Origin of the sequence: Enhydrobacter aerosaccus, assembly GCF_900167455.1 — a bacterium.
GTDB lineage: Bacteria > Pseudomonadota > Alphaproteobacteria > Reyranellales > Reyranellaceae > Reyranella > Reyranella aerosaccus.
The window spans coordinates 141707-153894 of the sequence record NZ_FUWJ01000001.1 but is presented as its reverse complement, the minus strand read 5'-3'; the positions used below and the strand labels follow the sequence as shown (position 1 = coordinate 153894).

Sequence of the window (12188 nt, the reverse complement as noted above, 5' to 3'; positions counted from 1 at the left end):
TATGCCCCTCTAATAGGAGAAGGGCCATACCCGGAAATAGCTCCGGACATTCCTCCACAGACGATTGAGCCCTTCGGGCTCGACGATCAAAAAGAAGATGATCAAGGCGCCGAACAACCCCAGCCGCAGGCCCGAGATGACGTTGGCCATCTCGACTGCGGTGAAGAACAGCGATCCGACGTTCTCCATGAAAATGCGGATCACTATAGGCAGCAATGTGACGAACGTGGCGCCCAGGATCGTGCCCAGCACCGAGCCCAGCCCGCCGATGATGATCATGGCGAGGTAGTCGATCGAGACGATGAGCTGGAACTGCTCGTAGTTGGCGATGCCGAAATAGTAGGTGTAAAGCACGCCGCAGACGCCGGCATAGAAGGACGAGATGGCGAAGGCGAGCAGCTTGTAGCGGTAGATGTTGATGCCGATGATCTCGGCCGCGATGTCCTGGTCGCGCACCGCCACGAAGGCGCGGCCGATGCGGCTGCGCACCAGGTTCAGGGTCGCGATGATGGCGATCACGGCGAAGAACAGCAGGAAGAAATAGAGCCGGCCCTGGGTGTTGAAGGCAAAACCGAACAGGCTCGGCCGGTCGACCTCGATCGAGGCCTGGGCGCCGCCCGAGATCGCCGGCACGCGATTGATCGTCCATTCGATGATGAGCTGGCCGGCCAGGGTGGCGATCGCCAGGTAAAGACCCTTGATGCGGAGGCTCGGCATGCCGACCACGACGCCGATCAATGCCGCCATCAGGCCGCCCGCCGGCAAGGTCAGCCAGAACGGCAGGCCGAGCTTCACCGCGAGGTTGGCAGCGGTATAGGCGCCGACCGACATGAAGGCGCCGTGGCCGATCGAGATCTGGCCGGTGTAGCCCACCAGGATGTTCAGCCCCAGCGCGCCCACGATGGCGATGAAGATCAGGTTCAGGATCGACAGGTAATATTCGTGCACGGCCAGCGGGACGATCAGCACGAAGATCACCGCCAGCGCGATCATGGTCCACTTGGCGATCGGCAGCGGATAGAGCGCCATGTCGGCGCTGTAGGTCGTCTTGAAGACTCCGGATTCGCGGTGGAACATGGGCTACACGCGCTCGACGCTGGGGGCGCGCCACTCCAGTGGCGCGTCATGATCTTGCTGGAGCGCGGACCTCCAGGTCCGCTCATCGGTCATGATGCGGACCTGGAGGTCCGCGCTCCGAAGACGCGCCACTGGAGTGGTGCGCCCCCAGCGAAGAAGAAGGCTCCCCATCATCACACCCGCTCGATCTGGCGGCGGCCGAAGATGCCGTAGGGTCTGATCATCAGCACCAGGATCATCAGCACGTAGGGCGCGAAGTCCTTGGTGCCGCCGCCCACGAACGGATCGAGGTAGCCGGCCGCCAGGCTTTCGACGATGCCGATGATCAGCCCGCCGACCAGCGCGCCGCCGATCGAATCGAGGCCGCCCAGGATCACCACCGGGAAGACTTTTAGCCCGACCAGGGCCAGCTGCACGTCGACGCCCAGCATGGCGCCCCACACCACGCCGCCCAGCGCCGAGACGATGCCGGCCATCGCCCAGGCGAGCGCAAAGTAGCGCTCGACGTTGATGCCCATGGCCTGTGCCACCTGCTGGTTGTCGGCGACGGCGCGCATGGCCACGCCCATGCGGCTCTTCTTGAAGAACCAGCTGAAAGCGAGGAAGAACAGCAGCGCGACAGCGGCGCCCACAACCTGGATCGGCGGCAGGCTCGCCGGACCAAGGACGATCGGGTCATCGCCGACGGGCAGGGACACCGCGCGGGTTTCGCTGCCGAAGATCAGCGGCCCCAAGCCGCGCAGCACGGCTGCCAGGCCGATGGTCGCCATGATCACCGCGACGACCGGCCGCCCGAGCAAGGGTCGCAGCACGACGCGCTCGAAGCCAAAGCCGAAGCCGATCATCACGACGATGACGATGGCGATCGCCACGATCAGCGGCATGGCCTCGATCGACAGCGACACCGCCACGATCAGACCCGCCAGCATGACGAACTCGCCCTGGGCGAAGTTGATGGCGTCGGTTGCCTTGTAGACCAGCACGAACCCCAGGGCGATCAGCGAATACATTAGGCCAATCGAAGCGCCGTTCAGCGTCAGCGCCAGGAAAAACTCGAGATCTTCCGACATCGCTTCGACCTCACGCTGCCCGGCGCACTGGCTCGGCCGGCGCGAGATCATGAATGACGATATCGGAGGTGAGCGTCGACTTGCGCCCATCCTCGAAGGTGATCTCCATCGTGACCTGCACCCGCTTGGCGTCGTTGTAGAATCCCTCGATGACCTTGGCGTACTTCTCGGCGACGAACTTGCGGCGCACCTTGCGGGTGCGCGTCATCTCCGCATCGTCGGCTTCCAGCTCCTTGTTGAGCAGCAGGAAGCGCTTGACCTGCTGCACGTCCGGCAGCGTTGCATTGGCCTTGGCGATCTCGCCGCCGATCAGATCGGCCACCTCGGGCTTGCGGCTGAGGTCCATGTAGCTCGTGTAGGGCAGTCCCCTCTTCTCCGCCCAGGTGCCGACCGTTTGCATGTCGATGGCGATCATGGCGACGACGAACGGCCGCTCGTGGCCGAACGCGACGGCTTCGCGGATGAAGGGGCTGAACTTCAGCTTGTTCTCGATGAACTGCGGGGCGAACGCGGTGCCGTCAGCGAGCTTGCCCACGTCCTTGGCGCGGTCGATGATGACCAAGTGGCCCTGCTTGTCGAAGAAGCCGGCATCGCCCGTCTTCAGCCAGCCGTCGGGCGTTACGGTGTCCCGCGTCACGTCTTCCTGCTTGAAGTAGCCAGTGAAAACGTTCGCTCCCTTGAGCATGACCTCGCCGCGATCGTCGATCTTGACTTCGATACGCGGGATGGGACGGCCGACGGTATTGGGGTTGGCCTCGGCGTCGGGCTGGCAAGAGATGAGTGCCGAAGCCTCGGTGGCGCCATAGACCTGCTTGAGGTTGATGCCGAAGGAGCGGAAGAACCGGTAGGTATCCGGCCCTAATGGGGCACCGCCAGTGTAGCACCAGCGCGCATTGCGCAGTCCGAGCTGGTCGCGCACCGGTCCGTAGACCAGGATCTCGCCTAGCGCGAGGCCCAGCCGCTCGGCCGACGACAGCCCACGGCCATCGCTGCGCTGCAGCTCGCAGCGTTCGGCAAGGCCGCGGAAATACTCGAACACGCGGCGCTTCAATGGCGAAGCATCAGCCGCCTTCACCCGGATCACTGTCAGCATGTTCTCCCAGATACGCGGCGGTGCCAGCATGACGTCGGGCCCCAGCTCGCGCAGGTCGCGCTGCACGGTCTCCGGGCTTTCCGGGCAATTTGCAGTCAGACGCGCCACCATCGCCATGCCGAGCGAGAAGGACGCGTCGCCGACCCAGGCCATCGGCAGATAGGAGAGCCAGTTGTCGCCGACCTTGACGTCGTTGACCTCGGCGAAAGCCTCGGCCGTAGTGATCATGTTACGGTGGCTGAGCATGGCGCCCTTGGGGGCGCCCGTCGTTCCCGAGGTGTAGGCGATTATTGACGTGTCGTCGGGGCGACCCTTGGTGAGTTCGGTCTCGAAGTACTGCGGGTGCGCTTTGGCGAACGCGCGGCCGGCCTCTAGGACGCGTTCGTACGACTGCAGGATGGGATCGTCATACGACCACAGGCCACGAGGATCATCGAAGATGATCCAGCGCAGCTTGGGCAGCTTGTCCTTGAGCGACAGAGCCTTGTCTACCTGTTCCTGGTCCTCGGCCACGATGATCGAGGTCTCGGCATGGTTCAGCACGTAGACGAGCTCGGCGGCAATGGAGTCTTGGTAGACGGGCACCGAGACCCCGCCCAGCGCCTGCGCGGCAAGCTGCGCGAAATAGAGCTGTGGGCGGTTGTCACCCACCACCGAGAGCTTGTCACCACGTTTGAAATCGAACGAGGCGAGGCCGAGGGCAAAGTCTCGCACCTGGTCGCGATAGTCGCTCCAGCTGTAGGTCTGCCAGATGCCGCGGGTCTTCTCGCGCATACCGGCACCGCGCGGATCGGTCGCCGCATTGCGCACCACAAGCTTTGGCAGCGTGTCGGTCTGCGGGGATTCGACGAGGCTCATGCGCCGCTTCTGGACCTCGCTGTACCGAGATAGGCTTCGATCACCTTGGGATCGCGCTGCACCTTTTCCGGCGTGCCGGCGGCGATGCGCCGGCCGCGATCGAGCACGACGACATGATCGGAGATGTCCATGACTACGCCCATGTCGTGCTCGATCAGCACGACGGTGACGCCGCGCTCCTGGTTTACGTCCAGGATGTAGCGCGCCATGTCCTCCTTCTCGTCCTGGTTCATGCCTCCCATCGGCTCGTCGAGCAGCAGCACCTTCGGCTCAACGGCGAGGGCGCGTCCGAGCTCGACGCGTTTGCGCAAACCATAGGCGAGCGCCGCGGTCGGGAGTTTGCGCAGATCCTGCAGCTTCAGGAACTCGATGATCTCCTCGCAAGCCTCGCGGTGGGCAATGTCTTCCTTCTGCGCCATCCCCCAGTAGACGACGCTGGAGAGGACGCCTGCCTTCATGCGCACGTGGCGGCCCAGCATCAGGTTGTCGAGGACCGTCAGACCACTGAACAACGCGATGTTCTGGAAGGTGCGTGCCACGCCAAGCTGGGCGACCTCGCTCGGCTTGCGGTGAGTGATGTTCTTGCCCTCGAGCACGATTCGGCCGGTGTCAGGTTTGTAGAAGCCTGAGATCATGTTCAGGAGCGAAGTCTTCCCCGCTCCGTTCGGACCAATGATCGAGAGGATACCGCCACGCGGTACGTCGAGCGATACGTCCTGAACGGCGGTGACGCCACCGAACTTCTTGGACAAGGCGACAACGTCAAGGATCGGAGCGTCATCCATCTCGTTGTCCGTCCCTGTTATCGGACCTACGTAGAGACCTCTTACGCCATGCCAATTTTGAGCCACACTTTTTGAGCCGCACTTTCCGTCCCACACATTTTCTAATAGCCATTTGTTTTTTGTGACGCTATTGCTATGACCTGACGTCGTCAAGAGGGGATGCAGAACAATTGTGATGTGGATGGGTTCGGGCGATTGCATCCAGCAGGAGCACGTGAACGACTGTTTCAACGCTCATGTGGCTGCTTGGCTATGCCGCAACGTACATAGTTAGGAGCGGTTCCTGAGGGAGGAATATGATGGCGAAGAGCACCGCGATTGAACGTTGGGACGTCGCCGTCGTCGGCGCCGGCCTATCGGGTATGTACCAGCTGCTGAAACTGCGCCAGCTCGGCTTCAAGGCACGCGTCTACGAGGCGGGCGGCGATGTCGGCGGCACCTGGTACTGGAACCGCTATCCCGGCTGCCGCTTCGATTCGGAGAGCTGGAGCTACGGCTTCTCCTTCTCGCCCGAGGTGCTGAAGGAGTGGAACTGGGCCGAGCACTTCTCCAGCCAGCCCGAGAATCTGCGCTACTGTCAGTTCCTCGCCGACAAGTTCGACCTGCGCCGCGACATCACCTTCAATGCACGCGTGAAGTCGGCGTCGTGGGACGAGGCGGCGGGCGAATGGGAGGTGATGTTCGAGGACGGCAAGCGCGCGCGCTCGCGTTTCCTCATCACCGCCATCGGCCCGTTGTCGGCGCCGACCATGCCCAACATCCCGGGCGCCAACGACTTCAAGGGCGAGTGCTACCACACCGGCCTGTGGCCGCAGCACGAAGTGACCTTCGCCGGCAAGCGCGTGGCGGTGATTGGCACGGGCGCATCGGGCGTGCAGGCCATCACCGAGATCGCCAAGACGGTGGGCCATCTCACGGTGTTCCAGCGCACGCCCAACTGGTGCACGCCGCTGCGCAATTCCCGGATCTCGCCCGAGGAGATGGAGAAGATCCGCGCGCGCTACGACGACATCTTCCGGCGCTGCCGCGAGACCTGGGGCTGCTTCATCCACACCGCCGACCAGCGCAACGCCATGGATCTCACGCCCGAGGAGCGCGAGGCAGTGTTCGAGGAACTCTACAATCAGCCCGGCTTCTCCTTCTGGCAAGGCAACTTCCGGGACGCGCTGATCGACAAGGCAGCCAACGACGAGATGACCAGGTTCGTGGTCAAGAAGATCCGCGCCCGCGTGAAGGACCAGAAGATCGCCGACAAGCTGATCCCGACCAACCACGGCTATGGCACGCGCCGCGTGCCGCTCGAAAGCGGCTACTACGAGGTCTACAACCAGCCCAACGTCAGACTGGTCGATCTGCGCGAGACGCCGATCGAGCGCATCACCGCCAAGGGCGTCAAGACGTCGGACGCCGAGTACGAATTCGACATGATCATCTTCGCCACCGGCTTCGACGCCATCACCGGCGCATTCGATCGCATCGACATCCGGGGAGTCGGCGGTCGGAAACTGAAGGACAAATGGGCCGACGGCCCACACACCTATCTGGGGCTGAACATCGCCGGCTTCCCCAACTTCCTCACGCTGGTCGGCCCACACAACGCTGCCACCTTCTGCAACATCCCGCGCTGCATCGAGCAGAACGTCGACTTCGTCGGCGACATGCTGGTCTACATGCGCGACAAGGGCCTCAAGCGGCTCGAGGCGACCGCCGAGGCCGAGGACGAGTGGACCGCCCACGTCTACGACACCGGCAGCAAGCTTTTGGCCATGCAGGTCGATTCGTGGATCACCGGCGTCAACAAGAACGTCGCCGGCCGCCAGAAGCGCACCTTCATGGCCTATGCCGGCGGCGCGCCCAAGTACCGCCAGAAGTGCGAGGAGGTCGTGGCGGGCGGGTATGAAGGGTTCGCATTGCACTAATCCAGATCCGATGGCCGCATTTCGGACGCGACCTGGGCGGCCTGCTGCGAGCATCTGGCGACGGTGGAGGAGCGGATCGAACTGGTGCTATCGGGGACCGGTTCGGAGCGCAGCGGAGGACGGCGGGCCGAGTTCGGCCGAGCTCACGGAACTGCGGTACCTCGCTCAGCAGGGTGACGTTTCCTGAACTGGCTGGGGATCTGGGCTATCTTGACCGCCTGAAGCTCAAATACGTCGGCGACAGCACCGGCGGCCCGCAATCCCTCCAGGCGGTCGCCACCGGCGACGCCGACTTCGGCAGCGCCTTCAACGGCTCCCTGCTCAACCTGCGGGCGGCGTAGGTGCCGCTCAAGGCTCAAGGCCGTCGTGTCCTTTTACGCCACCGACAAGCTGACTTGGCGCGGCATCGATGAGGTTACGACTTTTTGGAAAGGAACATTCCAGGCTGAGGCGATACGCCTCTCATCCTCCTTGTCGCACGATACCGAGCGGCAACGACTAACCCATCTTATTCACCGGATGGAGCGACGGATGTAGCGCGAAGCCGCGATTTGATTGATGATTCTGGTTGCGAAGCCAAACCATCGATCGGTCGAGGAGCGCCACACCCGTCATGAGCGAGAATACTGTACATCCTTTCGATGTTCCATCGGTCTGCCGCAAGAAGGTGAGGGTGGCGTTCGACGGCGGGCGGCTGTCGTCGGATGGCGGGGTCCTGTTGCTGCGCGGGGCGGAGCGGCAGCTGGCTCTGGCGTCGCGGCTCGCAGGATGCCTGCGCGACAGGCGCGGTCCTGAGATGCTGCGGCTGCGCATGCGGCGGGGTACGAGGACGCCGACGACTGTGATTGGCTGCGGCAGGATGCGACGGTCAAGCTGGCGGTGGGGCGGCTGCCCGAGAGTGGCCAGCCGCTGTGCTCACAGCCGACCATGTCGCGGCTGGAGAACGCGCCGTCGAAGATCGAGATAGCGCGGCTGATGGCGGCGATGGTGGACCTGTTCTGCGACAGCTATCGGCGGGAGCCGGCGTTGATCGAGCAAGATGCGCAAGTTAAGCATCTCGTTGGAAGCGCTGATATCGAAAGGCGCAATAGGGCCCCGCAATAGGAATCGCCAACGACGTAGCCCTCGGCCGCGAGCAACTTCAGCGCCTCCCGTACCGGCGTGATGCTGGTCTGCAGCAACTTTGCGATATCGAGCTGCTTGAGGCGGGTGCCGCGTGGAAAGCGGCTGGCGATGATGCCTTCACGGAGGAAATCGGCGACCTGTTCCTCCTTCGTCCGGTACTCCATGATCTTGAGCCGGCGAATTCCACAGGCGTGCATCCCCTTGCTCGTGGGCTGGCATGATCGAGCGCGTGTCAAGATTATCGGCCGTGCGGCCAAGCAGCTGCGTCTGGGCAACGAGCCGAGGTCCTTCCGGACGTGGCCTCCGGCGATCAGGTTCTCCTCCGTGGTCAGATGCTCGAACACGCGTCTTCCCTCGAAGACCCGGGCAAGGTCGAGCCGCGTAACGTCGTGAGCGCGCAGCCCGTCGCAGATGCCGGCGTAGAAGGACGAGATGGCGAAGGCGAGCAGTCGCTCATGCCCGAAGGCGATGGCTTCGCGGATGAAGGGGGCCGATCCTGGTCGTCCTACCGCCGTTTTCTGCTGGATGGAGCCGGTGCACTCCTCTTGTGGCAAAGTCTCCTCTGCTGATAATATACAATGCTTATTATCGATGGAGACGGTCCGAGATATGCGCGACCCTGACCAAAGCGTCGGCTTCCTAGTGAACGACGTGGCGCGGCTGCTACGGCGGAACTTCAACCGGCGGGCACAAGAACTCGGGCTATCTCTAGCCCAATGGCAGGCGCTGGCGTACTTGTCCCGACAGGAGGGCGTGAACCAGGTCACTTTGGCCGAGAGTCTGGAGGTCCAGCCAATGACACTGGCCCGCCTGATCGACCGGCTGCAGGAGGCCGGCTTGGTCGCACGCCGACCCGATCTCGACGACCGCCGGGCTTTCCGTCTCTATCTGACCGCTGCCGCCCAACCGCTTCTCGACCGAATGTGGGCTCTCGCGACCGAGACCCGTGAAGAAGCCATGGCCGGAATGCGTGACCGCACGAAACAGGTGCTCATCGATGCGCTGCGCCATATGAAGCGCAACCTCATTGAGGTCGAGAGCGAAGGCGACAGCATTGGCAGGAGACCAGAGAAAGCCTTCTCGGATGCAGCAGAACGCAGCTGAGCGTTCACGCCGTGCCCACGGCTTGGACAAGACGATCCCCTCAGGGCAGCAGGCCGGGTTGAGCTGGCGGCCTCCTCGATTGGCCGCGCCACGCCGCTGGCTGCGGCGCTCCCTGCTACTCCTCGGCCCGCTGATCGTGGCGATTATCGGCGGCTACTTTTATGTGACGGGCGGCCGCTACGTCAGCACGGAGAATGCCTACGTGAAGGCAGACAAGGTGATGATCGCCGCGGAAGTCTCCGGCCTTATCGCTGAGGTCTCGGTGCGCGAGAATCAGCGTGTGGCCATGGGCGATGTGTTATTCCACATCGACGATCGGCCCTATCATATTGCGTTGGCCGAGGCGGAGGCGCGGCTTGCCGGCCTGCGCGACGAGATCGAAAGCCTGAAGGGCAGCTACCGGCAGAAGCAGGAGGAGCTGGCGCTTGCCCGGACCAACCTGGCTTTCGCCGAGACCGAGTTCGAGCGGCAGTCCAAGCTGGTCGTCAGCGCCGTCGTCTCCCGCAGCAAGCACGATGCTGCCCGCCACGACTTCGACGTGGCGGGCAGCCGTATTCGGGTCACGGAGCAGGAGATGGCGCAGATCCGGGCACAGCTTGCCGGCGACCCGGACATCCCGGCGGAGCGCCACCCGCGATTCCTGGCAGCGAAGGCGGCGGTCGATCGTGCCGCTCTCGACCTCAAACGAACCATCGTGCGCGCGCCCTTCGCGGGCATCGCGAGTAATACGCCGCAGGTTGGCCAGCAGGTCATCGGAAACGGCCCGATGAGCAGCCCGGTGATGAGCCTCGTCGCCGACACCGGCCTCTGGATCGAGGCGAACTTCAAGGAAACCGATCTGGCCCACGTCCGCCCCGGCCAGCCGGTGACGATCCATGTGGACACCTACCCCGACCACGAGTGGCACGGGACGGTGGCAAGCCTCAGCCAGGCGACCGGCGCGGAGTTCTCCGTCATCCCGCCCCAGAACGCCACCGGCAACTGGGTCAAGGTGGTGCAGCGTATCCCCGTGCGTATCGCCGTCGAGACGAACGGCCGGGATCCGCGGTTGCGCTCCGGCATGAGCACGACAGTCGAAATCGACACCGGGCACCGCCGGCCGCTCCCCGGCTACGTGCGGACGGCGCTCTCTTGGTTCGGCGTCTCGCGCAACGTCGCTGCCCAGGCGGAACCGAGCCGATGAAGGAGGCCGGCGCCGCGAGCAGGCCGTTCGAACGCGGCCTGATCACTGTCTCCATCATGCTGGCGACGATCATGCAGGCGCTGGACACCACCATCGCAAACGTCGCGCTGCCACACATGCAGGGCAGCATGTCCGCTACCCAAGACCAGATCTCGTGGGTCTTGACCTCCTACATCGTCGCGGCCGCGATCATGACCCCGCCTACCGGCGTGCTGGCCGCTCGCCTGGGGCGCAAGCGGCTGTTTGCGGTCATGGTGACCGGCTTCACTATCGCCTCGATGCTATGCGGTGCGGCTTCGTCGCTCGTCGAGATCGTGCTCTATCGCCTGTTGCAGGGCGCCTTCGGTGCCGGGCTTGTACCACTCTCGCAGGCCGTCCTGCTCGACACCTACCCGCGCGAGAAGCATGGTTCAGCCATGGCCATGTGGGGCGTCGGAGTAATGGTGGGCCCCATCCTCGGGCCCACCCTCGGCGGCTACCTTACCGAGACCTACGACTGGCGTTGGGTTTTCTACATCAATCTACCGTTCGGCATCCTGGCGCTCATCGGCATTCTCGCCTTCGTACCGGAGACGCCCCGTGACCGGCGCCGCGGCTTTGACTTCTTCGGCTTCGCGGTCTTGAGCCTCGCCATCGCCGCGTTGCAGCTGATGCTCGATCGGGGCGAGTCCCAGGACTGGTTCGCCTCGACTGAGATCGTGGCCGAGGCGATGCTCGCGGGTCTTTTCCTCTACATGTTCCTGGTGCATATGTTCACGGCGCGCGAGCCGTTCCTCGAGCCCGCTCTGTTCCGCGACCGCAACCTCGCGGTGGGGCTCTTCCTCATTTTCATGGTCGGCGTGGTCCTCCTCGCCACCCTCGCCCTCCTGCCGCCCTTCCTCCAGAACCTGATGGGCTTCCCCGTGCTGACCACCGGCTACGTGCTCGCGCCGCGGGGGGTCGGCACCATGATTGCGATGGTCCTGGTCGGCCGACTGATCGGCAAGCTGGACACCCGCCTGCTGATCCTGCTCGGCATCGGCTTGACCGCGCTCTCCCTGTGGGAGATGTCCGGCTTCACCACCGAGGTGCCGGTCTCGACCATCGTCTGGACCGGCATCATCCAGGGGCTGGGGCTCGGCTTCATCTTCGTGCCGCTCAGCACCGTGACGTTCTCGACCCTCGCCCCGCATTACCGGAACGAGGGCACGGCCATGTACAGCCTGATGCGCAACATCGGCAGCAGCATCGGCATCTCGATCGTGGTCACGCTGCTCGCCCAGAACACCCAGGTCAACCATGCTGACATCGCCAACGTCATGACCCCATTTCGCACCATGCTGCAGTCGCCCTGGCTGCCGCAAGCGTGGAACTGGCACACGATGTCGGGCGTCACGGCCCTCAACGGCGAAGTAACACGCCAGGCAGCGACCATCGCCTATCTCAACGACTTCACTTTCATGATGTGGGTTACGCTGCTGTCGGCGCCGCTGCTACTACTGCTCCGCAAACCGCGAGTGCCGGCGGTCGTGGAGCCTGCTGCGACGGAGTAAGGTCGAAATAAGAGCGGAGGTCGCCTCCGATCGCGCACCATTAGAAAGGTCAAACATAGTTTCAGTTAGGAGAGTCAAAATGAAGGAACTCGATCTGAAGCGCGCGGCCGACGCTTATGCGAAGGCGTGGGCCGAAGCAAAGAAGCATGGAGACGATGCAGCAGAGGCTTTGATGATGTCGGACTTGGTATCGTCCCAAAGTGCGAAGAAGCTGTTTACGGCTCGTGCCGAGCGAGCGCTCGCTGCTTCTGAGAATTATCGGAAGGCGGCGGATCTTTGCTTGAAGGTGATAGACGAAATGGATCGTAAACGGCTTCGTCCGCGACGCAGCAGCTAAAACCGCGTCGAAACCACGAAACGCTGGCATCCATGGCCAGCGTGTCACTGATTGACCTATTCTTCGAGGTGCCCAGTAATCACAAGCAGCGATGACGGGCTCCGA

The 12188-nt window shown here is 63.5% G+C and carries 13 protein-coding genes; 8 read left to right on the top strand and 5 right to left on the bottom strand.

Annotated elements, in window-relative coordinates; translation table 11 throughout:
• Positions 1–9: 9 nt before the first annotated feature.
• The 4 genes from B5D62_RS00695 to B5D62_RS00680 form a co-directional block, all read right to left on the bottom strand.
• The gene (locus B5D62_RS00695) at positions 10–1077 is read right to left on the bottom strand and encodes a branched-chain amino acid ABC transporter permease (protein WP_085931920.1); all 1068 of its coding nucleotides are present in this window, start codon (positions 1075–1077) and stop codon (positions 10–12) included.
• Positions 1078–1250: 173 nt separating this feature from the next.
• Positions 1251–2147 (bottom strand): branched-chain amino acid ABC transporter permease, encoded by an 897-nt coding sequence (locus tag B5D62_RS00690; protein ID WP_170920722.1) that lies wholly within the window; start codon positions 2145–2147, stop codon positions 1251–1253.
• 10 nt (positions 2148–2157) lie between these two features.
• Positions 2158–4098, bottom strand: coding sequence for an AMP-binding protein (locus tag B5D62_RS00685; protein WP_085931918.1), 1941 nt, complete (start codon positions 4096–4098; stop codon positions 2158–2160).
• The gene (locus B5D62_RS00680) at positions 4095–4883 is read right to left on the bottom strand and encodes an ABC transporter ATP-binding protein (protein WP_085931917.1); all 789 of its coding nucleotides are present in this window, start codon (positions 4881–4883) and stop codon (positions 4095–4097) included. The genes B5D62_RS00685 and B5D62_RS00680 overlap by 4 nt, the downstream gene beginning before the upstream one ends.
• A 299-nt stretch (positions 4884–5182) precedes the next feature.
• Here B5D62_RS00680 and B5D62_RS00675 point away from each other — a divergent pair, with 299 nt between their 5' ends.
• The 4 genes from B5D62_RS00675 to B5D62_RS34465 all read left to right on the top strand — a co-directional run bounded on the left by B5D62_RS00675 (position 5183) and on the right by B5D62_RS34465 (position 7906).
• Complete coding sequence (locus tag B5D62_RS00675; RefSeq protein WP_085931916.1) at positions 5183–6802, top strand: flavin-containing monooxygenase; 1620 nt, start codon at positions 5183–5185, stop codon at positions 6800–6802.
• A gap of 173 nt (positions 6803–6975) precedes the next feature.
• The gene (locus B5D62_RS33210; RefSeq protein WP_170920721.1) at positions 6976–7143 is read left to right on the top strand and encodes a hypothetical protein; all 168 of its coding nucleotides are present in this window, start codon (positions 6976–6978) and stop codon (positions 7141–7143) included.
• A 272-nt stretch (positions 7144–7415) separates the two neighbouring features.
• Entirely contained in the window at positions 7416–7769 is a 354-nt protein-coding gene (locus B5D62_RS00670; RefSeq protein WP_085931915.1) for a transposase, read from the top strand.
• Positions 7652–7906, top strand: a complete 255-nt coding sequence (locus B5D62_RS34465; protein WP_218190990.1) for a transposase — start codon at positions 7652–7654, stop codon at positions 7904–7906. The genes B5D62_RS00670 and B5D62_RS34465 overlap by 118 nt, the downstream gene beginning before the upstream one ends.
• On the opposite strand, the gene B5D62_RS34300 is transcribed toward B5D62_RS34465, so the two are convergent.
• A complete protein-coding gene (locus tag B5D62_RS34300) occupies positions 7810–8271 on the bottom strand; it encodes a GntR family transcriptional regulator (protein ID WP_218190887.1) in 462 nt (153 codons plus the stop codon). The two genes, B5D62_RS34465 and B5D62_RS34300, sit on opposite strands and share 97 nt — an antisense overlap.
• A gap of 265 nt (positions 8272–8536) precedes the next feature.
• On the opposite strand from B5D62_RS34300, the gene B5D62_RS00660 reads away from it, so the two are divergent.
• From B5D62_RS00660 to B5D62_RS00645, 4 genes are all read left to right on the top strand, one after another.
• The gene (locus B5D62_RS00660) at positions 8537–9031 is read left to right on the top strand and encodes a MarR family winged helix-turn-helix transcriptional regulator (protein ID WP_085931914.1); all 495 of its coding nucleotides are present in this window, start codon (positions 8537–8539) and stop codon (positions 9029–9031) included.
• Between the two features lie 22 nt (positions 9032–9053).
• A complete protein-coding gene (locus tag B5D62_RS00655) occupies positions 9054–10214 on the top strand; it encodes an HlyD family secretion protein (protein WP_218190886.1) in 1161 nt (386 codons plus the stop codon).
• Positions 10211–11746, top strand: coding sequence for a DHA2 family efflux MFS transporter permease subunit (locus tag B5D62_RS00650; protein WP_139373682.1), 1536 nt, complete (start codon positions 10211–10213; stop codon positions 11744–11746). The genes B5D62_RS00655 and B5D62_RS00650 overlap by 4 nt, the downstream gene beginning before the upstream one ends.
• Positions 11747–11825: 79 nt before the next feature.
• Positions 11826–12083, top strand: coding sequence for a hypothetical protein (locus tag B5D62_RS00645; RefSeq protein ID WP_085931912.1), 258 nt, complete (start codon positions 11826–11828; stop codon positions 12081–12083).
• Positions 12084–12188: the final 105 nt, after the last annotated feature.